Below are 26,314 nucleotides of genomic sequence, written 5' to 3' on the forward strand. Positions count from 1 at the left end.
ACCGCGCTGCCCTTTTTCTTTCCAATCACCCCTTCGCCTCTTCCGCCTCGCCCTTGAACCAGCCGACCCCCGCGATCGTTGCCCAGAATGCCGTACGCCGGCTGCCGCGCGTCGCGTTGCTGCTGCTGTGCGCGGCCTACCTGCTGCCGGGCCTGCTCGGCCGGGGCCCCTGGAAGAGCGCCGACATCACGGCCTTCGGCTACATGGCCGAGCTGGCCCGCAGCACCGAGGGCATCGCCCGCTGGTTCGATCCGCTGCTGCTGGGCATGCGCCCCGAGACCCCCGCACTGATCCCCTACTGGATCGGCGCCTGGGCGATCCAGCTCGCCCCCTCGTGGGTCAACCCCGACCTGGCCGTGCGCTTCGTGTTCGCGCTGATGCTGTGGGGCACCTTCACCGCGACCTGGTACGCCGTCTACTACCTCGCCCGCACGCCGCGCGCCCAGCCCGTGGCCTTTGCCTTCGGCGGCGAGGCGCGCCCCACCGACTACGCCCGCGCCATCGCCGACGGCGGCCTGCTGGCGCTGATCGCCTCACTGGGCCTGGCCCAGCTCGGGCATGAAACCACGCCCGCGCTGGCGCAGCTGTACTTCGCCTCGCACCTGTTCTACGGCGTCGCCGCACTGCCCTACCGCCGCGTCGGCCCGGTGATCGCACTCGCGGTCGGCACGCTCGGCATGACGCTGAGCGGCGGTCCGACGGTCGGCCTCGCGCTGGCGATCGGCAGCGCCGTGTACATGGCCTACGAGCGCCACCAGCGCGCCATCCGTGCAGCGGAAGGCTACAGCGACGACGAGAGCCCCGGCTTCACCCTGCCCGCCTTGCTGACGATGGTCGGCATCACCGTGCTGGCCGCCGCGCTGGTCTTCGGCCTGGGCCTGGCGCAATGGAAGATCACGCTGGGCCACTCGCTGCTGTCCGACGTGCGCAGCCAGGCCAAGCTGTTGCTGTGGTTCACCTGGCCGGTCTGGCCGCTCGCCATCTGGACGCTCTGGCGCTGGCGCCGCCAGTGGCTCGAGCGCCACGTCGCGCTGCCGCTGTGGTTCGCGCTGGTGCCGCTGGCCGCCACCTGGACCACCGATTTTTCGGACCGCTCCCTGCTGCTGGCCCTGCCCGCCTTCGCCACGCTGGCGGCCTTTGCGCTGCCGACCTTCCGGCGCAGCGCGGCGGCGCTGATCGACTGGTTCAACGTGCTGTTCTTCAGCGGCCTGGCCGTGCTCGGCTGGATGTACTGGATCGCCATGCTGACCGGCGCGCCACGCAAGCCGGCCGCCAGCGTGGCGCGGTTGGTGCCGGGCTTCGTGGCCGAGTTCTCGCCGGTGGCCTTCGTGCTCGCCCTGGCCGCCACGCTGGCCTGGTGCTGGCTGGTGCGCTGGCGCACCGGGCGCCATCGCGCCGCGCTCTGGAAGACGCTGGTGCTGCCGGCCGGCGGCACCGCGCTGTGCTGGATGCTGCTGATGACGCTGTGGCTGCCGTCCATCGACTACGCGCGCAGCTACGTCCCGCAGGTGCGCGCCGTGACCGAGCGCATCGGCCACCCGCGCTGCGTCGCCGAGCTGGCGCTGAGCCGGCCGCACGTCGCGGCGCTGCGCCACCACGGCAACCTCAACCTGCAGCCGCTGCTGCTGGGCAACGACTGCCCGTGGCTGCTCGTGAGCCCCGACACCATCGAGCGGCTGCACACCATCATCCCGCTGGAACAGTGGCGCTTCAGCGGCACCCTGCGCCGTCCCAGCAGCCCTGCGGACGACCTGCTGCTCTACGAAAAGATCGTGCGCTGACCCGTGAGCAGCAGCACGCACGGGAACGAACGCGGACTCATCGCACGGCACGCCGGCACCGTGCTGATCGGCCAGCTGGCCGTGATGGCCTTCGGCGTGGCCGACACCATCATCGCGGGCCGCTATTCCGAAGGCGCGCTGGCCGCGCTGTCGGTGGGCGCCGCCATCTTCGTCAGCGTGTATGTCTCGCTGATGGGCGTGCTGCAGGCGCTGCTGCCGGTGTGGGCCGAACTGCACGGCGCCAACCGGGGCAGCGAGATCGGCCGCTCGGTGCGCCAGTCGCTCTACCTCGCAGCCATCGCCGTCGTGGTCGGCATGACCGTGCTGCTGCTGCCCGGTGCCGCGCTGCGCTGGACCCAGGTACCAGCGGACATGCGCGGCGAGGTCGAGGCCTATCTCGCGGTGCTGGCCTTTGCGCTGGCGCCCGCCCTGCTCTTTCGTCTCTTCAGCACACTGAACCAGAGCCTGGGCAAGCCCAAGCTCGTGACCTGGCTGCAGCTGGCCTCGCTGCTCGTGAAGCTGCCGCTGTCGGTCTGGTTCACCTTCGGCGGCGCCGGCCTGCCGGCGATGGGGCTGGCGGGTTGCGCATGGGCCACGCTGTGCGTGAACTGGGCCATGCTCGGCTGCGCGGTCTGGCTGCTGCGCCACGGCGCGTTCTACCGCGGCTACCAGCTGTGGGAGCGCATCGAGGCGCCCGACTGGCGCCAGATCCGCCAGTTCGCGCGGCTGGGCGTGCCCGGCGGCCTCGCGGTGCTGGTGGAAGTGACCTCGTTCACGCTGATGGCGCTCTTCATCGCGCGCCTGGGCACCGCCGCGGCGGCTGCGCACCAGATCGCCTCGAACCTGCTGGCCGTGGCCTACATGACGCCGCTGTCGCTCGCCATCGCGACGAGCGCACGCGTGAGCTTCTGGCTCGGCGCGGGCGACACCGCCCGGGCGCGCCATGCCTGCCGGCTGGGCTTCGAGCTCACCGCCCTGTTCGCCCTGCTCTATGCCGGCGCGATGGCCGTGTTCCGCACGCAGCTCGCCAACGTGTACTCCGACAACCCGGCCGTGATCGCGATGGCAGCGGCACTGCTGATCACGGTGGCGCTGTATCACATCGCCGATGCGTTCCAGACGCTGTGCGTCTTCGTGCTGCGCTGCTACCGCGTGACGCTGGCACCGCTGGTCATCTACTGCGCGATGCTCTGGGGCATGGGGCTGGGCGGCAGCTACCTGCTGGCCTACCGCGGCCTGGGGCCGTGGCCGGCCATGCAGTCGCCGCTGGCCTTCTGGCTCATGAGCGCCGCGGCGCTGGCGCTCACGGCGCTGTTGTTCGTGGCGCTGCTGCGCTGGACGATGAAGGCGCGGGCCCGCTGAGGGCCACGCGGCTTGCTTACTTGCTCATCACGCGTGCTTCGCGCACGCGCGTCGCCGGGAACAGCAGCGCGAAGCGGCTGCCCTTGCCCACCGTGCTTTCGATGCGCAGCTCGGTGCCGTGGCGCTGCGCGATGTGCTTCACGATCGCCAGCCCCAGCCCCGTGCCGCCGGTCTCGCGTGAGCGGCTGCGGTCGATGCGATAGAAGCGCTCGGTGAGCCGCGGAATGTGTTCGGCGGCAATGCCCGGGCCCGTGTCGCGCACAGCGTATTCACCGCGCCCGTCAGGCAGCACCCGCCAGGTCACCACCACCTCGCCGCCACCGGGCGTGTAACGGATGGCGTTGCTCACGAGGTTCGACATCGCGCTCTGCAACTCAGTCGGCGCGCCCGACAGCTCGGACTCGGCCTCCGACGTGAACGTGAGCCGGTGCCCCTGCGGCGTGAGCCGGCCCGACAGGCCGCGTCCTTCGTCTTCGCACTGCGCCAGCAGCGCGCGCATACGCACCCACTGGTTGCCCGACGGCGCCGCGCTGCCTTCCAGCCGCGACAGCGTGAGCAGGTCGTTCACCAGCGTTTCCATGCGGTGCGACTGCTGCCCCATCAGCGACAGATAGCGCGTGCGCTCGTCGGCATCCAGCGGCAGGTTCTGCAGCGTCTCAACGAAGCCCGCCAGCACCGTGAGCGGCGTGCGGATCTCGTGCGACACGTTGGCCACGAAGTCGCGCCGCATCGCCTCGGCCTGCTCGAGCGCCGTGATGTCGCGCGTGAGCAGCATGCGCCGATTGCCGGCGTAGGGATGCACCTGCACCGACAGCCGCACCGGATGGCCGCGATGCTGTGCATGCACGAGGCCGGGTGCATCGATGACGACGTCGCGGCTGTAGTTCCACGAGGCCAGGTAGGCCACGAACGCCGGGTCGCGCACGAGGTTCGCCAGGTGCTGCAGCAGGTCGCGCTCGGCATCGATGCCGAACTGGCCCGCCGCCGTCTGGTTGCACCACTCGATGCGGCCCTGCTCGTCGAGCAGCACCACGCCGTTGGGCGACGCCTGGATGGCGGCCAGGAACTCCTGCAGCCGGTCTTCGGCCTGCCGGGTCTGTTGTTCGCGCTCGCGCAGCAGCTTGCGGATGCGCTCCGAGAGCTCACCCCACACGCCCGGTCCGCGCGACGGCAGCCCGGCCGCGTCGTTGCGCAGCACGCGCAGCAGGCGTTCGGCGCGCCAGGCATCGAAGCCCAGCCAGAGCACCGCGCCCAGCCAGGCACCCAGCCAGCCGTACTTCCAGCCAAAAAGGCCGACAGCGCCCGCCGCAATTACGAGGGACGCTATCAAAAAAGTAGCAATACGGAAAGGCATGGCGGGCGATTATCCGCGCCCGCCGCCGAGGCTCACGGCGCTGCTCACACCGTGACTTGGGCCGTCAGCCGGTAACCCGCTCCGCGAACGGTTTCCACCATCGGCGCAGCCGCACCCAGCGACTCGCGCAGGCGCTTGACGTGCACGTCGACCGTGCGTTCCTCGATGTAGACGTGGTCGCCCCACACCTTGTCCAGCAGCTGCGCACGGCTGTGCACGCGCTCGGCATGCTGCATCAGGTAGGCCAGCAGCTTGAACTCCGTCGGGCCGACCTTCAGCGCCCCGCCCTGCCAAGTGACGCGGTGGGTGGAGGTGTCGAGGGCCAGTTCACCGATCTCGACGCGCTCGGTCACCACCTCGGGCGCGCGGCGGCGCAGCACGGCGCGGATGCGCGCCAGCATTTCCTGGGTGGAGAACGGCTTGGTGATGTAGTCGTCGGCACCGGCATCGAGGCCGGCCACCTTGTCGGGCTCGTCGCCGCGCGCCGTGAGCATCAGGATCGGGATGGCCTTGGTGCGCGGGTCTTTGCGCCACTGGCGCGCGAGCTGCAGGCCGCTCTGGCCCGGCAGCATCCAGTCGAGCAGGATCAGGTCCGGCAGGAAGGCGTCGATTTCACGCTGGGCGGCGGCACCGTCTTCGGACCAGATCGGCTCGAAGCCGTTGTGGCGCAGGTTGACGGCGATCAGCTCGGCGATCGAGGATTCGTCTTCGACGATCAGGACTCTTGGTTTCTTCATGCGTTATGGGGAGTCTTTGCGGCGACGGTCGTCACTGCAATGCCGACTCGATTTCCTCCATCGAAGTGTGCCGCACATCGGCGCCCTTGACGATGTAGATGATGAACTCGGCGATGTTCTTGGCGTGGTCGCCGATGCGTTCGATGGCCTTGGCCAGGAACAGCAGGTCCAGGCTGGCGGAGATGGTGCGCGGGTCTTCCATCATGTAGGTGACCAGCTTGCGCACGAAGCCGTCGAACTCCTTGTCGATGAGGTCGTCGTCCTTGAGGATCGACAGCGCGGCGGCCGTGTCCAGGCGCGCGAAGGCGTCCAGCGCGGTGCGTAGCAGGTTCGAGGCCAGGTCGGCGGCAATGCGCAGCTCGGTGGTGGGCAGCTGGCGGGCCGATCCGCTTTCGATGATCGACTTGACCATGCGCGCGATCTTGTTGGCCTCGTCGCCCACGCGCTCCAGGTTGGCGGTGGTCTTGCTGATGGCGATCAAGAGGCGCAGGTCGCGTGCCGTGGGCTGGCGACGGGCGATGATCGACGACAGCTCGCGGTCGATCTCGATCTCCATCGCGTTGACGCGATGCTCGGTCTCCATCACGCGGTCGGCGGCTTCGGCGTCGAACTGCAGCAGGGCGTACACGGCCTGGTGGATCTGCGACTCGACCATGCCGCCGAGCTCCATCACGCGCGACGAGACGCCGTTGAGTTCGCTGTCGAACTGGCTGGAAAGGTGTTTCTCGGTCATGGTGTTTCCTTTGACTTCAACCGAAGCGGCCGGTGATGTAGTCCTCGGTCTCCTTGCGCTGCGGCTTGAAGAACATCTGTTCGGTGGCACCGAACTCGATCAGGTCGCCGAGGTACATGTAGGCGGTGTAGTCGCTGCAGCGGGCGGCCTGCTGCATGTTGTGGGTCACGATGACCACGGTGTACTCGTTTTTCAGCTCGGCGATCAACTCTTCGATCTTCGCGGTCGAGATCGGGTCGAGTGCCGAACACGGTTCGTCGAGCAGCAGTACTTCGGGCTTGATCGCGATGCCGCGTGCGATGCACAGGCGCTGCTGCTGGCCGCCGGAGAGACCCGAGCCGCTTTGCTGCAGCTTGTCGCGCACTTCGGTCCACAGCGCGGCCTTCTTCAGGGCCCACTCGACGCGGTCGTCCATTTCGCTGGCCGAGAGATTTTCGAACAGCTTCACGCCGAAGGCGATGTTGTCGTAGATCGACATCGGGAACGGCGTGGGTTTCTGGAACACCATGCCGACCTTGGCGCGGATCAGCGCCACGTCCTGCTTGGACGTGAGCAGGTTCTCGCCGTCCAGCGCGATGGTGCCTTCGGCGCGCTGCTCGGGGTACAGCTCGAACATGCGGTTGAAGGTGCGCAGCAGGGTCGACTTGCCGCAGCCCGACGGGCCGATGAAGGCCGTGACCTTGTTCTCGGGGATCTCGAGGTTGATGCCCTTGAGCGCGTGGAACTTGCCGTAGTAGAAGTTCAGGTCCTTGACCGAGATCTTCGAGCGCGACGGTTGTTGTTGTGCGACGGTGTTTGGCATGTTGGCGCCTTCTTGATTTAGTGTTTGTTGCGCGTCAGCACGCGCGCCAGGATGTTGAGGGCAAGCACGGCGACGGTGATCAGGAACACACCGGCCCAGGCCAGTTGTTGCCAGTTCTCGTACGGGCTCATGGCGAACTTGAAGATCGTGACCGGCAGGCTGGCCATCGGCTGGCTCACGTCGGCGGTCCAGAACTGGTTGTTCAGCGCGGTGAAGAGCAGCGGCGCGGTTTCGCCGGCGATGCGGGCCACGGCCAGCAGCACGCCCGTGACCACACCCGCGCGCGCGGCGCGCAGCGTGATGCTGAGAATGACCTTCCACTTCGGCGTGCCCAGTGCGTAGGCCGCTTCGCGCAGGCCCGGCGGCACCAGCTGCAGCATGTTCTCGGTGGTGCGGATCACCACCGGAATCACGATGAGCGCCAGCGACAGCGCGCCGGCCAGACCCGAGAAGGTCTTGAAGTAGGCCACCACCACGGCGTAGACGAACAGGCCGATCACGATCGAGGGCGCCGACAGCAGGATGTCGTTGACGAAGCGTGTGATCGAGGCCAGCAGGCCCTTGGGGTTGTACTCGGCCAGGTAGATGCCGGCCATGATGCCGATGGGCGTGCCCACGAAGGTCGCCAGCATCACCATCACGAACGAACCGAAGATGGCGTTGGCGATGCCGCCCGCCTCGTTCGGCGGCGGCGTCATCTCGGTGAAGGTGGCGAGCGCCAGGCCGCCCACGCCCTGGCGCAGCGTTTCCCAGAGGATCCACACGAGCCAGAACACGCCGAACGCCATCGCGGCGAGCGACAGCGTGAGCGCGATCTTGTTGACGCGATTGCGCGCGGCGAACTTCGCCTGGCGCGTCTCTGCCAGGGTCTTGGCGTTGATCAGGTTTTGCGCGGTGCTCACGACTTGGTTCCTTCGCTCTTCTTCATCTGGGCCAGCAGCATCTTCGAGAGCGACAGCACGACGAAGGTGATGAAGAACAGCACGAGGCCGAGGTACATCAGCGCGGCCTGGTGCAGGCCCGCGCCGGCTTCGGCGAATTCATTGGCGAGGGCCGAGGTGATGCTGTTGGCAGCCTCGAACACCGACAGGGAGTTGAGCTGGTTCATGTTGCCGATCACGAACGTGACGGCCATGGTCTCGCCCAGTGCGCGGCCGAGGCCGAGCATGATGCCGCCGATCACGCCGGCCTTGGTGTAGGGCAGCACGACCTTGGAGACGACTTCCCAGGTGGTGGAGCCCAGGCCGTAGGCCGACTCCTTGAGCAGCGCGGGCGTCACTTCGAACACATCGCGCATCACCGAGGCGATGAACGGAATGATCATGATCGCCAGGATGATGCCGGCCGACAGAATGCCGATGCCCACGGGCGGGCCGGACACCAGGGCACCGAGGTACGGCACGCCGGCCAGCAGCTTCTGCAGCGGCTGCTGCACCCAGGTGGAAAGAATGGGGCCGAAGACCAGCAGGCCCCACATGCCGTACACGATGGACGGCACGGCAGCCAGCAGTTCAATGGCGGTGCCCAGCGGGCGTTTGAGCCAGTTGGGCGAGAGTTCGGTCAGGAACAGCGCGATGCCGAAGCTCACCGGCACGGCGATCACCAGTGCGATGAACGAGGTGGCCAGCGTGCCGTAGATCATCACGAGGCCGCCGTACTCGTCCTTCACCGGGTCCCACACGCTGCTCGTGAGGAAGCCGAGGCCGTACTTCGAAATGGCGGGCCAGGCGCCGGCAACGAGCGACAGCAGGATACCGATCAGCATCGCGAGCGTCAGCAGCGCGGCGCCTTTGGCGGCCCAGCCGAAGAGGCGGTCGGCCATGGGGCCGGAACGGGCCGCCTTGACGGGCGGCGGAGGAGCGGCGGAGGTGCGCGCGCGCTCGGCCGCGAGGTCGAGGGAGGCGGCAGCAGCGGGGAAGGTGGATGACACGGGTCGCTCCGGCAAAGACGAAAGCGGCGCGTCCTGGAGCGAAGAGTTGCTCATGGGCGCGCCGTCCTGGAGGGTGGATGAAGGGTTGCTTCTTACTTGAACGCGACCGGCTTGCCCGATGCGTCCTTCACTTCACCCCATGCCTTGGCAATGGTGGCCTTCACGGCGTCGGGCATCGGCACGTAGTCCAGCTCGTCGGCCGTCTTGTCGCCGCCCTTGTAGGCCCAGTCGAAGAACTTCAGCACGGTGGTGGCGCTGGCGGGCTTGTCCTGCACCTTGTGCATCAGGATGAAGGTGGCGCCGGTGATGGGCCACGAATCCTTGCCGGCCTGGTTGGTCAGCACCTGGTAGAAGCTCTTGTTCCAGTCGGCACCGGCGGCGGCGGCCTTGAAGGCGCTGTCGTCAGGCGACACGAACGTGCCCGCTGCGTTCTGCAGTTGAGCGTAGGTCATCTTGTTCTGCTTGACGTAGGCGTACTCGACGTAGCCGATCGAATTGGGCAGGCGGTTCACGAAAGCGGCGACGCCTTCGTTGCCCTTGCCGCCCGCGCCGGTGGGCCAGTTCACGGCCGTGCCTTCGCCGACCTTCGACTTCCACTCGGCGTTGACCTTGCTCAGGTAGTTGGTGAACAGGAAGCTGGTGCCCGAACCGTCGGCGCGGCGAACCGGGGCGATGGCGGCGTCAGGCAGGGCCAGCGACGCGTTCAGTGCCTTGATGGCGGGGTCGTTCCACTTGGTGATCTTGCCCAGGTAGATGTCGCCCAGCACCTGGCCGTTGAGCTTCAGCTCGCCCGGCTTGATGCCGGGGATGTTGACCACGGGGATCACGCCGCCGATGACGGTGGGGAACTGCATCAGGCCCTTGGCTTGCAGCTCGTCGTCCTTCAGGGGAGCATCCGAAGCGCCGAAGTCGACGGTCTTGGCTTCGATCTGCTTGAGGCCGGCACCCGAGCCGACCGACTGGTAGTTGATCTTGACGCCGGTGGCCTTGTTGAAGTCGGAAGCCCACTTGGCGTACAGCGGTGCGGGGAAGCTGGCGCCGGCGCCGGTCACGTCTTGTGCGAAGGCGGAAATGGAGAACAGCGCGGTCACGAGGCCGGCGGTTGCAAATTTGAACGTCGTTTTCATAAAGCTTCCTTGAGAAGTAAGAAGTAGTCCCTTTGGGGGCTCGAACGGACTCTAAAAAGCTTTTGTGACATCGATGTGACACCCCTTCTGTCGAGGGAAAATGCCGCTGCGCCACCCCTGCGGTGTGTGACGCTGTCACACAACCGTCATTCACCCCGCCTAACCTCCAGCCCTCGCCGTGACGCGATCCAGGGAGGCGGCGCCTGCTGTCACGGCGCTACGATCAGAGAACCGCCCTCTTCACTACAACATGCAAAACGGCACCCGCCTCGCAGCGGTCGATCTCGGCTCGAACAGCTTCAGGCTGGAAATCGGCCAGGTCGACCACGGACAGATCCACCGCACCGAGTACCTCAAGGAAACCGTGCGCCAAGGCAACGGCCTGGACAGCGCCCGCAACCTCACGACCGAGGCCATGCAGCGCGGCTGGGACGCCCTCGCCCGCTTCGGCGAGCGGCTGGCCGGCTTCAAGCGCTCGCAGGTGCGCGCCGTGGCCACCCAGACCCTGCGCGAAGCGCGCAACCGCGAAGAGTTCCTGTTGCGCGCGCGCACCATCCTGGGCTTCGGCATCGACGTGATCCCGGGCCGGGAAGAAGCCCGACTGATCTACCAGGGCGTGGCGCACCACCTGCCGCACACCGACGCCTCCGACCAGGAACGCCGGCTCGTCATCGACATCGGCGGGCGCTCCACCGAAATGATCATCGGCCACGCGCTCGAGGCCGAGCGCATGGAGTCGTACCGCGTGGGCAGCGTCGCCTGGTCGATGAAGCATTTTGGCGAAGGCCAGTTCACCGCCCCCGCCTTCCGCGCCGCCGAAGTGGCGGCCAAGGCCGTGTTGGACGACGCGCTCTCCAGCTACACCCGCGACCAGTGGGACGTGGCCTACGGCGCCTCCGGCACCATCGGCGCGGTGGGCGACGTGCTCGCTGCCGCCGGCGGCGAGGCTGGCCTCGTCACGCGCGAGGGCCTCGACTGGCTGCTCGACCGCCTGCTCAAGGCCGGCAGCATCGACAAGCTGCGCATCGACGGCATGCGCGAAGACCGCAAGGCCGTGATCGGCGGCGGCCTTAGCGTGCTGCGCGCGGTGTTCGACCTGCTCGACATCCAGGAAATGAAAGTCGCCCAGGGCGCCCTGCGCCACGGCGTGCTCTACGAGTTGCTCGAACGCGACGAGAGCGTGGCCGACATGCGCAGCGCCACCGTGGCGCGGCTCGCCACCCGCTTCGCGGTCGACCCGGCGCAGGCCAAGCGCGTGAGCGACACCGCCGCCGCACTGTTCGTGCAGCTCGCCCCCGCCGCGCGCGGCGGCAGCACCTCGAGCCGCGCCGGGCGCGCACTGCGCAAGCTCGGCTGGGCCGCGCAGTTGCACGAGATCGGCGCGCTGGTGTCGCACAGCGACTATCACAAGCACGGCGCCTACATCCTCGACAACACCGACGCGCCCGGCTTTGCAGTGAACGAACTGCACGCCCTCGGCCAGCTGGTGCTGGGCCAGCGCGGCAAGCTGCGCAAGCTCGAAGCCTCGCTGGACGACGAGACCTTCGTGATGCAGCTGCTGGCGCTGCGCCTGGCCGTGATCCTGTGCCACGCGCGCCGCGACCCCGAGCCGCAGGCGCTGAACCTCGCGGCACTCGGCGCCAGGGCCTTCACGATCGCCTGCGCGCCCGACTGGGCCGAGATGTACCCGCAGTCGGCGCACCTCCTGCGCGAGGAAGTGCTGGCCTGGCAAAAGACCGGCAACTGGCGCGTGGAACTCAGCGGCGCTTGAGCCGTTTCACTTCGTGTCGATGCCGGCCGTCTGCGTGACTGCCGCAGCGCTGGCCTTGCGCGGCTCGTCTTCCCCGAACAGGCTGACATAGGCCGGCTGCACGATCTGGTCAAGCCCGCGCTTCAACCCTTCGCGAGCGCCTGCGGTGTCCTTGAGCAGGCCGTCGTACAGCAGATAGGTCGGCTCGCTCACGTCGGCGACCTGCAACGTCTGGCCCACGACGGATTGCTTCTCGTCCCTCAGCAACTGTTCCACCCAGACGTACGGCTTGAAGCTCGATGTCGCATCGGCCGCGCCATAGGACGTCGTGATCCGCAAGATCAAGGTGCTGTAGCCGGGCGTCGGCTGGAGTTCCTGCACCTGCATCTGCGCGTGCTCTCCGGTCGCGCGGAAGAAAGGCGTCAGCTTCACCTCGCGGCCACTGTCCCGCAGGCGCGCCGCCAGTCGCTCTGCGAACTGCCTGTTGAGCCCCATGGTCACTCCGCTGTTCTTCACTGCGGCCGTGAACTCCTTGCTGCGCTGGTCGGTCCGGGCGGCCATCGTCAGTCGGCTGTTGGTATCGACGGAGATGGCCACCAGCGCAGCGAGGGGTCCCAGAAACCCTGCGAAGCCCGTCAGCCCCGACCCGCCGCCATCCGTGACGATCAGTTGGTCTTCCTGGTTGTAGATGAGCTCGACCTTCTCGATCGACCGGGCGACATCGTGACGGGTCGGCGGCACAGGCGCGGCGGTGTTCATCGCGCACCCCGACAGCAGGGCTGCGGCAACAAGCAGAAAAATCAGCGCCTTCAACCGCACGTCCGCGTCTGCACGCAGCATGTTCATGAAGCTTCCTGGCAGTGTGTTGAGCGGTTTCATGCGTCTTCCCCAGTGATGTGGTCGACCGGCACCGCTTCTTTCCCGCATCGGCGTCAAAAGCACGCTGCCGTGGAGTCACACTGTAGAAATTACGCCGCGCTCGCGCATGAGTGCTTCGCCCCTTTTTCCGGGAGACAAGCGCCCTGCCAGCTCTGCCCTCGACCGTGACAAAGCGCCTGTCCGCAAGCGCCAGGCAGGGGTATTCGCAGCGGAGGACCGCTGTAGCAGCTAGAGAAGCTCGGGCGCCTGCACCGTCACCACGACGGTCTGCACGTCGCCGTCGCGCTCGCGGGTGCGGATCCACCACAGCGAGCCCTTGCGCACCGGGCAGCTGTCCTGCTTCAGGCCGAGCAGCATCGAGATGGCCTGGCCCAACGAGGGCTGGTGGCCGATCACCAGCACCACCGACTTGCCGTTGGGCCAGCCCGTGGCGGCCAGCAGTGCGTCGGGGGTGGTGTCGGGCGACAGCTCGGAGCGCAGCTTGTACTTGCGGCCCAGTGCCAGCGCGGTCTGCTCGCAGCGGCGCGCCGGGCTGCACACGATGCGCGTGCCATCGGGCAGCTGCCGGTCGAGCCAGGTGGCCATGCGCTTGGCCTGCTTTTCGCCGCGCGGGGTGAGCGAGCGCTGCATGTCGTCACACCCTTCGGTCCAGTCCTCGGCTTCGGCGTGACGCCAGAAGATCAAGTCCATGCTCATCGTCTTTCGAACTTCTTCTTCAATTTCAATTGCCGGACGCATCACGGTGGTTTCCTCGTGATGCATAGCGGCCCATCAAGGCGGCCTGGGCGCCATGCGCTTCGATCGCGGGGGACGCACCCGCCTCGCCGGGGTGCGTGTCATGGTCGACACGCCGGTAGATGCCGTCGCCGCCCAGGTCCCAGGCGTCGCGCCCATCGTGCAGGTAAGCCACCAGGCACTCGTCGATGAGGCGCTGGCGCAGGTTCGGGTCGGTCACGGGCCAGGCCAGCTCGATGCGCCGCATCATGTTGCGGTTCATCCAGTCGGCGCTCGACAGGTAGAGCGACTCGTCCTCGCCATGGCGGAAATAGAACACCCGCGAATGCTCGAGGAAGCGACCGATCACCGAGCGCACGCGCACGTTGTCGGTCAGCCCCGGCACCTGCGCCGGCAGCGTGCAGGCGCCGCGCACGATGAGGTCGATCTTCACGCCCTTCTGCCCCGCGCGGATGAGCGCGCCGATGATCTCTTCGTCGGTCAGCGCGTTCATCTTGGCGACGATGCGCGTGGGCTCGCCGCTGGCGGCGGCCTGCCCGAGCGCATCGATGCGCGCGACCAGGTTCTTGTGCAGGTCGAAGGGCGCGAGCCACATGCGGTTGAGCTTGGGCAGGCGGCTCTGGCTGGCCATGTGGACGAACACGGCCTCCATGTCGGCCGTGAGCGCCGGGTCGGCCGTGAGGTGGCTGATGTCGGTGTACAGCCGCGCCGTGCGCGGGTTGTAGTTGCCGGTCGACAGATGGCCGTAGCGGCGCAGCTGCTTGCCCTCGCGACGCGTGACCAGCAGCATCTTGGCGTGGGTCTTCAGGCCCACCACGCCGTACACCACCTGCGCGCCGATCGACTCGAGCATCTCGGCCCAGTTGATGTTGGCCTCTTCGTCGAAACGCGCCTTCAGTTCGACCACCACCGTGACCTCTTTGCCGCGGCGCACGGCTTCACGCAACAGGTCCATCAGCTCCGAATCGGCGCCGGTGCGGTAGATGGTCTGCTTGATGGCAAGCACCTGCGGGTCGAGCACGGCGTCGCGCAAGAAGGCCAGCACGCCGTCGAAGCTCTCGAAGGGCTGGTGGATCAGCACGTCGCCGCGCTGCAGCCGGTCGAAGAACGACTGCGCAGGCGACAGCGTGACGGGGAACGACGCCGCATACGGCGGAAAGCGCAGCTGCGGCTCGCCGATCAGGTCGATGAACTGCGTGAGCCGCGCCAGGTTCACCGGGCCGTGCACGCGGTACAGCGCCTGCGGCGGCAGGTTGAACTGCGCCAGCAGGAAGCTCGCGAGCGATTCGGCGCAGCTGGCCGACACCTCGAGCCGCACAGCCTGGCCGTAGTGGCGGTGCTGCAGGCCCTGGCGCAGCGCGGTGCGCAGGTTCTTGACGTCTTCCTCGTCGACCGCGAGATCGGAATGGCGCGTCACGCGGAACTGCGAGAAGTCGCCCACCTCGCGCCCCGGGAACATGCTCGACAGGTGCGCACGCACCACGCTCGACAGCGCCACGAACAGCGTCTTGCCGTCCGACACCTTGGCCGGCATCTTGATGAGGCGCGGCAGCACGCGCGGCAGCTTGACGATCTGGATCGGGTTCTCGCGGCCGAAGGCGTCCTTGCCGCCCAGGCGCACGATGAAGTTCAGCGACTTGTTCGCCACCTGCGGGAACGGGTGCGCCGGGTCGAGCCCCACGGGGATCAGCAGCGGGCGCACTTCGCGCTCGAAATACTCGCTGACCCACTTGCGCTGGGCCGGGTTGCGTTCGCCGTGCGACACGATGTGGATGCCGTGCGTGGCAAACGCCGGCATCAGCTCGTCGTTGTACAGCGCGTACTGGCGCGCCACCAGCGCATGGGCGGCCTCGGCCAGCCGCTCGAAGGATTCGACGGTGTAGGTGCCCTTGTTGTCACCGGCGCTGCCGGCAATCAGGTGTGGCGCGGCGCGGACTTCGAAGAACTCGTCGAGGTTCGACGACACGATGCACAGATAGCGCAGCCGCTCGATCAGCGGCACCTCGGGGCGGCGCGCCCAGTCGAGCACGCGTTCGTTGAACGAGAGGATGCTGTGGTCGCGGTCCAGCAACGCGAACGGAGGCGCCTCGCCAGCGCGCGACGGGTCAGCGGAGAGGGAAGGCATGGGCACTGATTCTGGAGCAAGCGGCACGGGAGAACACGTCGGCTGAAATATGACAGTGTCAACGTCGTCCGTGACAGTTCCATGACATTCGCGTGACGCACCATCCCCCGCAGAGAGCGAACCTGACACATTCGACGACAGCGAAGCAGCGTGCGGCCCGGCGTCGGGCCGGATGGCCGCCGGCTTCATGCGCCGAGGAAGTGCTTGCGGTAGCGCGCCGGCAGGTCGTCGATGCGCATCAGCATCGGCAGGTCGGCGGTGTTGAAGTCCGGGTCCCAGGCCGGTGCGCCGAGCACCTTGGCGCCCAGGCGCAGGTAACCCTTGATGAGCGCGGGCGGTTCCACGTCGAGCGCGCTGTCGAGCCGCTCGACCGGCAGCGGCAGGCGCGGCTGCACCTGGTACTGGATCGGCGCGAGGTGGCTGGCCGAGAGCTGGCGCCAGATGCTGGCCGCCGCGTCGCCGCTGGTCACGCCGTTGTGCGACATCGGGATGCTTGCGCAGCCGATCATGGTGTCGAGCTTGTTGCGGTGCATGAAGCCGGCCAGCGCGCCCCACAGCGCGAGGATCACGCCGCCCTGGCGGTGCTCAGCGTGCACGCAGCTGCGGCCCAGCTCGACCATGCGCTCGCGCAGGTCGCGCAGGCGGGTCAGGTCGAATTCGGTGTCGCTGTAGGTGCTGCCGACGCGGCGCGCTTGCGCGGGGGTCAGCACGCGGTAGGTGCCGATGACCTGGCCGGTGAGCTCGTCGCGCACCAGCAGGTGTTCGCAAAAGTCGTCGAACAGGTCTATGTCGTGGCCGGCCAGCGGCGTGCTCAGGCGCGCACCCATCTCGCCGACGAACACATCGTGACGCAGGCGTTGCGCGGCGCGCACGTCATCCAGATGACGCGCCCAGCTCACTGTGATGCCCGGCTTGGCTTCGGTGGCCGGCGGCACGATGACGGCCAGGGGCGCCTCGGGGATCGACGTGCGGGTGGCCAGTGCGGCGACGGTGGCGGCGGCAGCAGCAGCAACGGCGGGGGTTCCGGCAGCGGGTGCGGGCCACAAGGCTGCGCGCAGTCCGAGCTGCGAGAGCGGAAACGTCGGGTTCGGCAGTTCTTTCATGGGAAATCCCTTTCTGCTGACCGAGTCTGGACACGCGCAATGAAACCGGCATGTCAGCGGCGTGGCAGACACATGACGTTGTTACATCGCGCGTCAGCGTCGCTTTGGCGCCGCTTCGGCGTCTAATGCGGGGCATTCGCGACACGGAGTTCAACCCCATGGCCACCGACGCACCAGGCGCCAACAGCCGCCTGCACCAGACTTTCCCCGTCCTCAGTGACGCCGAGATGGCACGCATCGCCAGCTTCGGCAGCGTGCAGCGCTTTGCGCGCGGCGAGCGCCTGTTCACCGCCGGCGAGACCGGCGCCGGCATGTTCGTGCTGCTCAAGGGCGTGGTCGCCGTCACGCAGCGCGACGGCCTGGGCCACGTGGTGCCGATCGCGCGCCAGGGGCCGGGCGAATTCCTCGCCGAGGTCGGCCAGCTGAGCGGGCGCCCTGCCCTGGTCGACGGGCATGCCGACGAAGAGGTCGAGGCGCTGGTCGTGCCGCCGGACCGCTTGCGCGCGCTGCTGGTGGCCGAGGCCGATCTAGGCGAACGCATCACCCGCGCGCTGATCCTGCGGCGTGTGGCGCTGATCGAATCGGGCGCGGCCGGGCCGGTGCTGATCGGGCGGCCCGATTCGCCCGAGATGGCCCGGCTGGAAAACTTCCTGCGCCGCAACGGTCATCCCTATCACCTGGTCGATGCAGCCGCCGACGCCGATGCCGCCGCGCTGCTCGCCCAATATGGCTCCGACCAGTTGCTGGCCGTGTGCCCCGACGGCTCGGTGCTCGTCAACCCGAGCGACGAGGGCCTGGCGCGCTGCCTCGGCATGGTCGACACCGCGGCGCGCGACGAGCTCTACGACGTGGCCGTGGTCGGCGCCGGGCCGGCGGGCCTCGCGACCGCGGTGTATGCGGCCTCCGAAGGACTGCGCGTGATCGTGCTCGACTGCCGTGCCTTTGGCGGCCAGGCCGGCGCCAGCGCGCGCATCGAGAACTACCTGGGCTTTCCGACCGGCATCTCGGGGCAGGCCCTGGCGGGCCGCGCGTTCGTGCAGGCGCAGAAGTTCGGCGTCGAGATGCTGATCCCGGCGCAGGTCGCGGCGCTCGACTGCTCGCGCGAGAACGCGCTGGGCAGTCTCGCGCTGAAACTCACCGATGGCCGCACGATCAGCGCGCGCACGGTGGTCATCGCGAGCGGCGCGCGCTACCGCCGCCCCGGCGTGCCGCGCCTGGCCGAGTTCGAAGGCCGCGGCATCTGGTACTGGGCCTCGGCCATCGAAGCCAAGATCTGCGCGCAGCAGGAAGTGGCGCTGGTGGGCGGCGGCAACTCGGCGGGCCAGGCGGCGGTGTTCCTGTCGCGCCATGCGGCCAAGGTCAACGTGCTGGTGCGCGGGCCGTCGCTGGCGGCCAGCATGTCGCGCTACCTCATCGACCGCATCGAGGCCACACCCAACATCTCGCTGCAACCGCACACCGAACTCGTGCGGCTGCACGGCGCGCCCGAAGAGGGCCTGACCGGCGCCACCTGGCGCTGCCACACCTCGGGCCAGGAGCACGACTGCCCGGCGCGCAACATCTTCCTGTTCGTCGGCGCGGAGCCCGAGACGTCGTGGCTCGACGGCTGCGGCGTGTCGGTCGACAAGCACGGCTTCGTGCTGACCGGAGCGGCCGCCAGCAGCGGCTTTCCGGCGCGCCCGGCCACGGCGCTCGAATCGAGCGTGTCGGGCGTGTTCGCGGTGGGCGATGTGCGCTCGGGCTCGGTCAAACGCGTGGGCGGCGCGATCGGCGAAGGCGCCGCGGTGGTGGCGCTCATTCACCAGCATTTGTCGTCGGCCTCGGCCGTGGCCTGAACCCTTCCTGTCCTGAAACACCCATGCCCATCCAAGCCTGCGAACACGTTCCCGCCGACCTCGCCCAACCACACGCGTCCCATGGCTGCGAAGACTGCCTGAAGACCGGCGACACCTGGGTGCACCTGCGCCTGTGCGTGCACTGCGGCCACGTGGGCTGCTGCGACTCGTCGAAGAACCGCCATGCCACGAAGCATGCGCGGGCCGAAGGGCATCCGGTGATCCAGTCGATCGAGCCCGGCGAGCATTGGATGTGGTGCAACGCGCACGAGCGGCAGGTGGGGTGACCAGCGGCTGAACGGCCAATGCCCGCACCCGCACGCGTCCGGATGCGCGTGTATATGCTGCCGTTCTCCCGTCACAACCCTCTCACTCCGGAGCCCGCGACATGCCCGCATCGCCCATCGAGGTCTATTCCTGGCCCACGCCGAACGGCCACAAGATTCACATCATGCTCGAGGAGTGCGGCCTGCCGTACCACGCGCACCCGGTGAACATCGGCACCGGCGACCAGTTCGCGCCCGAGTTCCTGAAGATCAGCCCGAACAACAAGATCCCCGCCATCACCGATCCCGACGGACCGGACGGCCAGCCGATCTCGCTGTTCGAATCGGGCGCCATCCTCGTGTACCTCGCGGGCAAGACCGGCAAGTTCCTGCCCACGGGCGACCGCGAACGCTACGACGTGCTGCAGTGGCTCATGTTCCAGATGGGCGGCGTCGGCCCGATGCTCGGCCAAGCGCACCACTTCCGCATCTACGCGCCCGAGAAGATCGCCTATGCCGTCGACCGCTACACCAACGAGGCCCGGCGCCTGTACGGCGTGATCGACCGGCAGCTGTCCAAGCACAAGTTCATCGCCGGCACGAGCTATTCGATTGCCGACATCGCCATCTTCCCGTGGCTGCGCAGCTGGGAAAACCAGGGCATCACCCTCACCGACTACCCGCACCTGAAGGCCTGGTTCGACGGCATCGCCGCGCGCCCCGCCGTGCAGCGCGGCGTGAAAGTGCTGGCCGACCTGCGCCGCCCGATCACCGATGACAAGGCGCGCGAGATCCTTTTTGGCAAGACACAGTACGAGAAGCGCTGAGCGGCTTCATATTCGGGCTAGAATGGAAGGCTTGGCGGGGTGTAGCGCAGCCTGGTAGCGCATCTGGTTTGGGACCAGAGGGTCGAAGGTTCGAATCCTTTCGCCCCGACCAAAAGAAAAGTGAAAGCCTGCAACGATGAAAGTCGTTGCAGGCTTTTTTCTTTTCCGGGCCGCTCGCGATCACCGCGAATCTCACCGCCCTTTAGACGTTTCGTAGCACGACCCACGGCTTTCCGTACATCGGGCAACGCCGCTGCCTTGTTGTTACACCGTCAAGACAACCTTTTTCTTAAGGAACTACCCGCGAGGCCCTCGGCGCTCACGCAGAATCAAGCCAATCGTGATCGTGTTTACAAAGTAAGCGGAATCGCGTTTACAAAGCCGAAGAGCTGAGTCAGGGATGGACGTCGCAACAGAACCCTCACCCCTGGACCCTTTTCCGATGCTGAATTACTTTTCCCGCTGTTCTTGCGGCCTCAGGCATCTCGCACGCATCGAGCGCCGGCCATGGATGCGACTCTTCTCGAGCCTGCGCTTCTACCAATGCAGCGCCTGCGGAAAGAAGCAACTGGCGTCCGAACGCGCGGTGAACGACGCGGTCTGGAAGTACCGTTCGGAAAACGTCTGACGCCCCTTCGGCCCAAGCGGTCCACAGAGGCATCAGACGGTCGAAACGCCGTCCTTAGCAATCTGTTGCGCGTGCAGCCCTTTCGCTGCATGCCCTGCGCCCCCACAGAATCGAACGCGGGTGCTTCACGGTTGCGCAAACCGCGAAGCAGCGTCGGGGAAAGAGTGTCGACACCTTCCCGGTTTGAACTCTTCTGTGATGCTGCTGAATCTGTTTCTCCGATGTTCCTGCGGCCTGGCCGGCCTTCGCCGCATCGAGCGGCGAACCTGGATGAGGATGCTGCCGGCCCTCAGGTTCTACCGGTGCAGCACCTGCGGCAAGAAGCAGCTCGCGTCGAAGCAGGCCGCCGAGACCGCCAGGGTGTCGTCCCGCGCCAGCCCCGCCCTTTCGCCCTCTCAACGACCGCCGCCGAAGGCATCGTGCATGGAGGGATGTAGGTAGAATCCGCGCTTCCCCGGTCAGAGGCAGAAGCGTCCAGACCGTTGATTTTTCGGGTCTGTTGCCGCCTCGCCGGCGGCCCGAGGACCGAAGGCTCCGGCCCTCGCTTCTCGACCGGAATCTGCCCGTAGCTCAGTTGGATAGAGCACCTGCCTTCTAAGCAGGTTGTCGGGGGTTCGATCCCCTCCGGGCAGGCCACCATTTCTCACCTGTCGTCTGCGTCCTGATCGCATGTCGGGAAGCCCTGCCTCGCATCTGCAAGACCGGCACGCGCCTCTCGCATAACCCCCATACGACACGACCCACCGGTTCCCGTGGCCTCCCACAAAAGCGGTATTTGGTTTGCAGATCGCTCCGCTAGATTCCGCTGATCACAAGACCGAGGAGAACGTCATGACGATGGCGACCACCGCACGAGAACCAGCGCCCGTTTCCAATTCCATGCACAGAGGGCACCAGCGCCCCAGGCAGGCGATCCGGCTTCCGCACCCTTTCCTGTCGGCACTCATCCTCAGCGCCTGTGTGCTCGCCGCCCCGATGGCAGCGCGGGCCCAGGTCAATCCCGAGATCGCGAATTGCCTCGAGCTCAAGGACGAAGCCACGGTCACCCAGGCCGACCTTTGCTCGGCCCACATCGGTTGCCGTTTCGTGCTGAGCGCACAGAAGACCTGCGCGCGCGCCAAGGGCTACCTCGAGCGGCTACAGACGGCCATCGGCGAAGGCACGCGCAACTTCTTCGGCTTCTACCGCAAGGAGGTCACGCCCGATGCGATGTTCACTGCGGTGCTCGGCGGCGATGACCGCGAGAACGAGCGCAAGCTCGGCGGCCTGGCGCAGCCACAGCGCCTGTCGCAGGAGATCGGGGCGCGCGTGCGCGAGGTGGGCACTGGCGACATGCTGTCGGGCAAGAGCAACGGTGACACGACCTGGGTCTACTACGGGCAAGTCAAGGACGGCAAGGCAGACGGCGCCGGCACACGCATCTTTTCCGATGGCGAGATCCAGCGCGGACAGTTCAACGCAAATCGCGTGCATGGCTCCGCCGACATGCTGTACGCCCCCAATGGCAATCGCTACGTGGGAGAGGTGGCCAGCGACAACCGCGAAGGACAAGGCGTGCAGGCGCTCAGGGACGGATCGACGCGGTCAGGCACCTGGAGCAAGAACGCGTCCTTCCAGGGTACTTTCTCGCGCGCCGACGGCACACGTTTCGAAGGAAGCATGAGCACCAACTGGCGCACACAAGGGCGTGAGTACCGCGCCGATGGCACGCTGGCCGAAGAAGGCCGCTACGAGAACGGCAAGCTGTCGGTGGGCACGCAGTACGACGTGGCCGGTGTCCGCACCGAGGTCAATCTGCCGGCCGCACGCGAGGCCGCCACCCGCGAGGCCGCCGAGAAGACCAGGCTCGCAGCAGAGGCCGAGAAGCAACGCAAGCGCGAAGAGGCCGCACGCGCCGAGCAGCAGTTCCAGGCCAGCCTGCAGACCATGAACCCCGGCCAGCTGTTCGCTCGCGCCGACGAGTTGAACGCACAGGGCGACCGCGCCCGCGCGCGCGAAGTGCAGCGCACCTTGATGAGCCGCTTCCCAGACCATCCGCTGGCGGCCACGACGGCGCGGCAGATGACGGGTGAGTCGGGTGGCAACACGAACGCGGGTGGCGGTTCGTCGCCAGGGGGCACCACCAACGCGGCCAGCCGCCCTGCCGGAACGCGCCTTTCCAGCCAGAGCTGCGAGGCCATGAAGCAGTCGGTCATCGCGACGAAGGTCGCACCCAATGCCTCGATCACCGCCAGCCAGGAAACGGTGATGTTCATGACGAAGACGGTGCTGGACATGATCGCCGCCAACTGCCCCACCGAGCCCGGCGTGACACCCGCCCAGATCGCCGCGGAACGCCAGACGCGCCAGCAGCAATACGCTGCCGCCGAGAACGCCTGCAATGCCGTGCAATCCGGGGGGCGCCGGTGCGTTGCGCAGAATCATTTCGGCCCCGGCCGTTGACGCCTGCGAGCGCAGGCCTCACGGCCTCACGCGCAGCCGCTTTTCGCGGGCCTCAGCACCTTGCCCTGAACTGCTGATCCCGGGCCTCCTTGCGTTGCTCCGCAATCCAGGATTGCGTCGCGCCACTCTGCGGTTGCCGCGCCAAACGGTCGTAGTGGGCCACCCGCTCGTTGAAGTGCGCACAGCGCGACGTGTCGCCACTGGTGCCCGTCACGCCCGGTGACGTCGCACCGCGTTGTTGCGCGGCCTGTTGCTGGACCGCATAGCCCTGCCGGGTTTGCCGGTCGGCCATCTCCACCTGCTGCTCCCACGGCAATCCTGCCGGGACCGGCTCAATGCGCTCGACCAGCGCGCCCCGCTCGCGGCAGTGATTCGGCGACCAGAAACGCCCTCCGCTGTTGCTGACGCAGAGAAACACCTGGGACGCACCTGCGGCCTCGAGATTGCGCACCGGCGGCGACACGTCGACCACGCGGCCGCCGCTGCCGCCACACGGCTCACCGCTGTACTGGTTGCCGCATCGATAGACCTGCTGGGCATGGGCCATGCCGCTGGCGATCAGGAGAAGGCTGGCGAGGAAGGTGAGGCGCATGGACGCGATGGTAGTAGCGATGCCTCGCAGTGCACAGGTCATCGACGCCAGCCGCGCCGATGCCCCGCACGAACCCGTCACGCCCCGGCCTAGGCGCCCGCTGGCCGCAACGCCTCCCGCGCACGGGCGGAGAGCGGCACGCTCTCGGGCAGCAGCGCCAGCGCCTGTGCCCCGCGCGCCGCAGTGCCCACATTGGCCACGAAGGTCCGCCGCGCGTCGTGGAACTCGAAGATCAGGTTGAAGGTGCCATAGGCCTCGCGCACGTCGACCTGGCGGATGTCCGCAAAGGGCCGCTCGCGCTGGCGCAGCACGCGGTACACGAGTTGCTCGCTGTCGATGCGCAAGACAGGGTTCAGGCTGTTGGTCGCCAGCGCCACCCACGGCAGTCCGCGCAGGCCGGTGAAGGTGGCCACGACGGGCACCGCGCCGCCCTTGATTGCAAGGGGCGCAGCGCCCGCCCGGGGCGCCTTGGGCGTACGGAGCTTCTTCCAGAGCCAGTAGAGGAACCAGAACGACAGCCCTTGAAGGACGATCACTCCGACGGTCCCCAGGACGGTCATCCAATCCATCTGCACGTCGCCTTCCTCTGTGACACAAGCCTGGGCCCTCCCCGGCAAGGCGCCATTAAAGCAGAGGGTTCCATGCGCCAGATGCACGCCGCCTGTCATTTGAATTTTGGATTCAATACTGTACATTTAAACAGTATTCTCAAGGAATCCACATGCCGAAGAACGCATCCCAGTCCAACGCGTGGGTGAACCATGACCCAAGCTGAACTCTTCTTCCCCCGGCCGGCAACGCCGCCCTCGCCCCTCTTCAACTTCCACGAGCCCTCTGCCGTTGCGGCCGCGCTCGAAGACACCGAGGACGAACCGCGTGACGCCTTTTCCGCCAAGCTGATCGACTACCCCCACTCGTCGGCCGACGCGGTCAGGGTCGCGGAGCAACGCTTTCGGCGCGAACTCGAAAAGCAACTGGGCGCCGACGTGCTGCCGGCGATGCGCGCCTTTCAGAACGCCAGCGAATCGAGCGACACCGACCTCACCAAGCGTGAGATCGCGCTGGCCGCGCGCTGGGTCAAGGCCTACGACGCTGCGCGCACGGCGGGCTTTCGCGACCTGGGCGACACCGACGAGGCGTACTTCGAAGTCAAGGCGATCTAGCCCCCTGGCGAGGGCTCGTACCAGTTTTCGGTGATGGCTCCCTCGAGGGCAAAAAGACACACTTCGACGCGTTTGTCTTGTTTGCTTTCACGGGGGGAAGAGTCCATGCCGATCCACGTCCACATCCATGGTGTCCATGGACAACCGCCGCGCGTCCGCGCCCTTCGGCACTTGGCCGCCGTGGCCTTGCTGGTTGCCGGCAGTGTCCATGCGGCCGGCCTGGTCCACGGCAACGTGGGCAATGCGGGCGCGTGGGATTCGGGTGCATCCGGCGGTGTCGGCGGAAGTGCCGCCTCGGCCTCTGGCGACGGTGCCACAGCGCTGGGTGCGGGCGGCGATGGCGGTGTGGGAACGTCCGGCGGAGCCGGCGGCACGGGAGGGTCCGGCGCCAGCACCACCGCAAGCGGCACGACGGCCATCGGAGGCGGAGGCACCGGTGGACAGGGCGACGCAGGCGGCACAGGCGGCACCGGAGGACGTGGCGCCCAGGCATCGGCCAGCGGGGCGATCGCGCTCGGCGCGGGAGGCACCGGCGGTAACGGTTGCTGCGGCTTTGGCGGCCAGCCGGGCGGCAGCGGCGCACAGGCATCGGGCGACGCCGCCGTCGCCATCGGCAGCGCCTTGGGCACCCGACAGGGCGCCCAGGCCTCCGGCAACGGCAGCACGGCCATCGGCGGCGCGAGCGACACAGCCTCGGGTGCGGCAGCGCAGGCCACTGGCAGCGTGGCGATCGGCTCGGGCAGCCGGGTCGCGAACGGTGCGAACGGCGGCGTGGCCATCGGCGCGAACTCGGTCGCCACATCGGCCAACACCGTGTCTTTCGGCAGCGCGGGACAGACGCGCGGCCTGGTCAACGTGAGCGCCGGCGCGGTGAACGCCACCAGCACCGATGCCGTCAACGGCGGCCAGCTGTACACCGTGCGGCAGGCCGCGGACACCGCACAGGCCGCGGCCTCCGCGGCCAATGGCACGGCCGTCCTCGCCAGGGACGCCGCGCAAACCGCGCAGGCGGGCGTCGCCACCGCGCAGGCCGCAGCGGCGGCCGCCCAGGGCACGGCCAACACCGCGACCACAGCCGCAGCCACGGCCCAGGGCACCGCCAACACGGCCCTCGGTGCGGCGCAGGGCGCGCAAGCCAGCGCCACGGATGCCAAGGCCACCGCCGTCGCCGCGCAAGGCACTGCCAACACGGCGCTGGGCGTGGCGAACAACTCCGTGCAATACGGCGCGGGCGGTGCCCAGGTCGCGCTGAACGCCAACGGCGGCGCCGGCACCACGTTGAGCAACGTGCGCGCGGGCGTCGCCGCCACCGATGCCGCCAACGTCGGCCAGCTGCAGCAGGTGCAGCAAGGCGCGCTGACCACCGCCAACACCTTCACGATGCAGCAGATCGCCGCCTTGCAGGGCGTCATGAACCAGGCGCTGTCCAATGGCCTGTGCAGCTTCAGCGGCGGCAACGTGACCTGCGGCACCGGCACCCAGGCCACCGGCACGGGCGCCACGGCGCTGGGCACCAATGCCACCGCCAACGGTGACAACACCACGGCGATCGGCAACGGGGCGCAGGCGCGCTTCGTGGGCTCGGTGGCGATCGGTGCGGGCGCGAAGGCGCTGGCCGATCCGACGACCGCCGTCGGCAACGACGCCATCGCCACCGGCAACAACGCGGTGGCACTGGGCGCCAACACGCTGGCCGCGGGATCGAACTCGGTCGCCCTCGGCCAGGGCTCGGTGGCCACGCGCGACAACTCGGTGTCGGTGGGCAATGCCGCCACCGGCCAGACGCGCAGCATCGCCAACGTGGCGCCCGGCGTGCTGCCCACCGACGCGGTCAACCTGCAGCAGGCACAGCAGCTGACGGCGGCCGCCGTGTCCGAGGCGCGCAGCTTCGCGGCCAAGGGCGTGGCCGCGGCGATGGCGATGGGCGACGCGCCGATGCCGTCCGCACCGGGCAAGACCAGCTGGGCCGCGCAGCTGGCGAACTACAAGGGCCACTCCGCGATGGGTGCCAGCGTCGTGCACCGCCTCGCGACGGACATGCCGCTAGCGCTCTCCGCCGGGGTCAGCGGGTCGAACGGATCGGTGGGCGTGCGCGTGGGGCTCAAGGGCGAGTTCTGACGCGACGGCGCAGCCCGCCCGCCGC

At 67.9% G+C, this 26,314-nt stretch carries 23 protein-coding genes and 2 tRNA genes; 12 read left to right on the plus strand and 13 right to left on the minus strand.

Features of this window, described 5'->3' with window-relative positions:
• Window positions 1-53: 53 nt before the first annotated feature.
• Both AC07SQ_RS03390 and AC07SQ_RS03395 read left to right on the plus strand, forming a co-directional pair.
• Window positions 54-1,781, plus strand: coding sequence for a hypothetical protein (locus AC07SQ_RS03390; RefSeq protein WP_447744765.1), 1,728 nt, complete (start codon window positions 54-56; stop codon window positions 1,779-1,781).
• A gap of 3 nt (window positions 1,782-1,784) precedes the next feature.
• Window positions 1,785-3,143 (plus strand): MATE family efflux transporter, encoded by a 1,359-nt coding sequence (locus AC07SQ_RS03395; RefSeq protein ID WP_495270729.1) that lies wholly within the window; start codon window positions 1,785-1,787, stop codon window positions 3,141-3,143.
• 16 nt (window positions 3,144-3,159) lie between these two features.
• Here AC07SQ_RS03395 and phoR read toward each other — a convergent pair whose 3' ends face one another.
• From phoR to pstS, 7 genes are read right to left on the minus strand one after another with little or no spacing between them, the layout of a single operon-like run.
• Window positions 3,160-4,497 carry a phosphate regulon sensor histidine kinase PhoR gene (gene phoR, locus AC07SQ_RS03400; RefSeq protein WP_174254361.1) on the minus strand — a complete coding sequence of 446 codons (1,338 nt, stop codon included), beginning with the start codon at window positions 4,495-4,497 and terminating at the stop codon, window positions 3,160-3,162.
• A gap of 44 nt (window positions 4,498-4,541) precedes the next feature.
• Entirely contained in the window at window positions 4,542-5,234 is a 693-nt protein-coding gene (gene phoB / locus AC07SQ_RS03405; RefSeq protein ID WP_007836652.1) for a phosphate regulon transcriptional regulator PhoB, read from the minus strand.
• Between the two features lie 31 nt (window positions 5,235-5,265).
• On the minus strand, window positions 5,266-5,967 hold the full coding sequence (gene phoU / locus AC07SQ_RS03410; protein WP_062473142.1) for a phosphate signaling complex protein PhoU: 702 nt from the start codon (window positions 5,965-5,967) through the stop codon (window positions 5,266-5,268).
• Window positions 5,968-5,983: 16 nt separating this feature from the next.
• Entirely contained in the window at window positions 5,984-6,769 is a 786-nt protein-coding gene (gene pstB, locus AC07SQ_RS03415; RefSeq protein WP_056580144.1) for a phosphate ABC transporter ATP-binding protein PstB, read from the minus strand.
• A 17-nt stretch (window positions 6,770-6,786) separates the two neighbouring features.
• Window positions 6,787-7,671, minus strand: coding sequence for a phosphate ABC transporter permease PstA (gene pstA, locus AC07SQ_RS03420; RefSeq protein WP_095950235.1), 885 nt, complete (start codon window positions 7,669-7,671; stop codon window positions 6,787-6,789).
• Window positions 7,668-8,753 (minus strand): phosphate ABC transporter permease subunit PstC, encoded by a 1,086-nt coding sequence (gene pstC / locus AC07SQ_RS03425; protein WP_095745556.1) that lies wholly within the window; start codon window positions 8,751-8,753, stop codon window positions 7,668-7,670. The genes pstA and pstC overlap by 4 nt, the downstream gene beginning before the upstream one ends.
• Window positions 8,754-8,791: 38 nt before the next feature.
• On the minus strand, window positions 8,792-9,826 hold the full coding sequence (gene pstS, locus AC07SQ_RS03430; protein ID WP_062473144.1) for a phosphate ABC transporter substrate-binding protein PstS: 1,035 nt from the start codon (window positions 9,824-9,826) through the stop codon (window positions 8,792-8,794).
• Window positions 9,827-10,076: 250 nt separating this feature from the next.
• Between pstS and AC07SQ_RS03435 the strand changes: the two genes are divergently transcribed.
• A complete protein-coding gene (locus AC07SQ_RS03435; RefSeq protein ID WP_095745557.1) occupies window positions 10,077-11,597 on the plus strand; it encodes a Ppx/GppA phosphatase family protein in 1,521 nt (506 codons plus the stop codon).
• Window positions 11,598-11,603: 6 nt separating this feature from the next.
• Here AC07SQ_RS03435 and AC07SQ_RS03440 read toward each other — a convergent pair whose 3' ends face one another.
• The 4 genes from AC07SQ_RS03440 to AC07SQ_RS03455 form a co-directional block, all read right to left on the minus strand.
• The gene (locus AC07SQ_RS03440) at window positions 11,604-12,455 is read right to left on the minus strand and encodes a hypothetical protein (RefSeq protein ID WP_495270728.1); all 852 of its coding nucleotides are present in this window, start codon (window positions 12,453-12,455) and stop codon (window positions 11,604-11,606) included.
• A 228-nt stretch (window positions 12,456-12,683) separates the two neighbouring features.
• Window positions 12,684-13,145, minus strand: a complete 462-nt coding sequence (locus AC07SQ_RS03445) for a SixA phosphatase family protein (protein ID WP_062473174.1) — start codon at window positions 13,143-13,145, stop codon at window positions 12,684-12,686.
• A 31-nt stretch (window positions 13,146-13,176) separates the two neighbouring features.
• Entirely contained in the window at window positions 13,177-15,504 is a 2,328-nt protein-coding gene (gene ppk1, locus AC07SQ_RS03450) for a polyphosphate kinase 1 (protein WP_495270727.1), read from the minus strand.
• The gene (locus tag AC07SQ_RS03455) at window positions 15,501-16,418 is read right to left on the minus strand and encodes a GNAT family N-acetyltransferase (RefSeq protein WP_495270726.1); all 918 of its coding nucleotides are present in this window, start codon (window positions 16,416-16,418) and stop codon (window positions 15,501-15,503) included. The genes ppk1 and AC07SQ_RS03455 overlap by 4 nt, the downstream gene beginning before the upstream one ends.
• Before the next feature lie 158 nt (window positions 16,419-16,576).
• On the opposite strand from AC07SQ_RS03455, the gene AC07SQ_RS03460 reads away from it, so the two are divergent.
• From AC07SQ_RS03460 to AC07SQ_RS03490, 7 genes are all read left to right on the plus strand, one after another.
• Window positions 16,577-18,253, plus strand: coding sequence for an FAD-dependent oxidoreductase (locus AC07SQ_RS03460; RefSeq protein ID WP_495270725.1), 1,677 nt, complete (start codon window positions 16,577-16,579; stop codon window positions 18,251-18,253).
• A 23-nt stretch (window positions 18,254-18,276) separates the two neighbouring features.
• The gene (locus AC07SQ_RS03465; protein WP_495270724.1) at window positions 18,277-18,540 is read left to right on the plus strand and encodes a UBP-type zinc finger domain-containing protein; all 264 of its coding nucleotides are present in this window, start codon (window positions 18,277-18,279) and stop codon (window positions 18,538-18,540) included.
• 101 nt (window positions 18,541-18,641) lie between these two features.
• On the plus strand, window positions 18,642-19,346 hold the full coding sequence (locus AC07SQ_RS03470) for a glutathione binding-like protein (protein WP_095745562.1): 705 nt from the start codon (window positions 18,642-18,644) through the stop codon (window positions 19,344-19,346).
• A gap of 35 nt (window positions 19,347-19,381) precedes the next feature.
• A tRNA-Pro gene (locus tag AC07SQ_RS03475) sits at window positions 19,382-19,458 on the plus strand.
• A gap of 330 nt (window positions 19,459-19,788) precedes the next feature.
• Complete coding sequence (locus tag AC07SQ_RS03480) at window positions 19,789-19,974, plus strand: hypothetical protein (RefSeq protein ID WP_139140528.1); 186 nt, start codon at window positions 19,789-19,791, stop codon at window positions 19,972-19,974.
• 559 nt (window positions 19,975-20,533) lie between these two features.
• Window positions 20,534-20,610, plus strand: a tRNA-Arg gene (locus AC07SQ_RS03485).
• 195 nt (window positions 20,611-20,805) lie between these two features.
• Window positions 20,806-22,416: an MORN repeat-containing protein gene (locus AC07SQ_RS03490; RefSeq protein ID WP_495270723.1), complete on the plus strand. Its 1,611-nt coding sequence runs from the start codon at window positions 20,806-20,808 to the stop codon at window positions 22,414-22,416.
• Window positions 22,417-22,468: 52 nt separating this feature from the next.
• Here AC07SQ_RS03490 and AC07SQ_RS03495 read toward each other — a convergent pair whose 3' ends face one another.
• Window positions 22,469-23,008 (minus strand): hypothetical protein, encoded by a 540-nt coding sequence (locus tag AC07SQ_RS03495; RefSeq protein WP_492734803.1) that lies wholly within the window; start codon window positions 23,006-23,008, stop codon window positions 22,469-22,471.
• A gap of 89 nt (window positions 23,009-23,097) precedes the next feature.
• Window positions 23,098-23,544 carry a hypothetical protein gene (locus AC07SQ_RS03500; protein WP_495270722.1) on the minus strand — a complete coding sequence of 149 codons (447 nt, stop codon included), beginning with the start codon at window positions 23,542-23,544 and terminating at the stop codon, window positions 23,098-23,100.
• 225 nt (window positions 23,545-23,769) lie between these two features.
• Here AC07SQ_RS03500 and AC07SQ_RS03505 point away from each other — a divergent pair, with 225 nt between their 5' ends.
• Together AC07SQ_RS03505 and AC07SQ_RS03510 are read left to right on the plus strand one after the other, a co-directional pair.
• Entirely contained in the window at window positions 23,770-24,171 is a 402-nt protein-coding gene (locus AC07SQ_RS03505; RefSeq protein ID WP_492734805.1) for a hypothetical protein, read from the plus strand.
• 180 nt (window positions 24,172-24,351) lie between these two features.
• Window positions 24,352-26,289, plus strand: a complete 1,938-nt coding sequence (locus tag AC07SQ_RS03510) for a YadA family autotransporter adhesin (protein WP_495270721.1) — start codon at window positions 24,352-24,354, stop codon at window positions 26,287-26,289.
• Window positions 26,290-26,314 lie beyond the last annotated feature (25 nt).

This window comes from Variovorax sp. GW821-FHT06D12 (assembly GCF_059419205.1).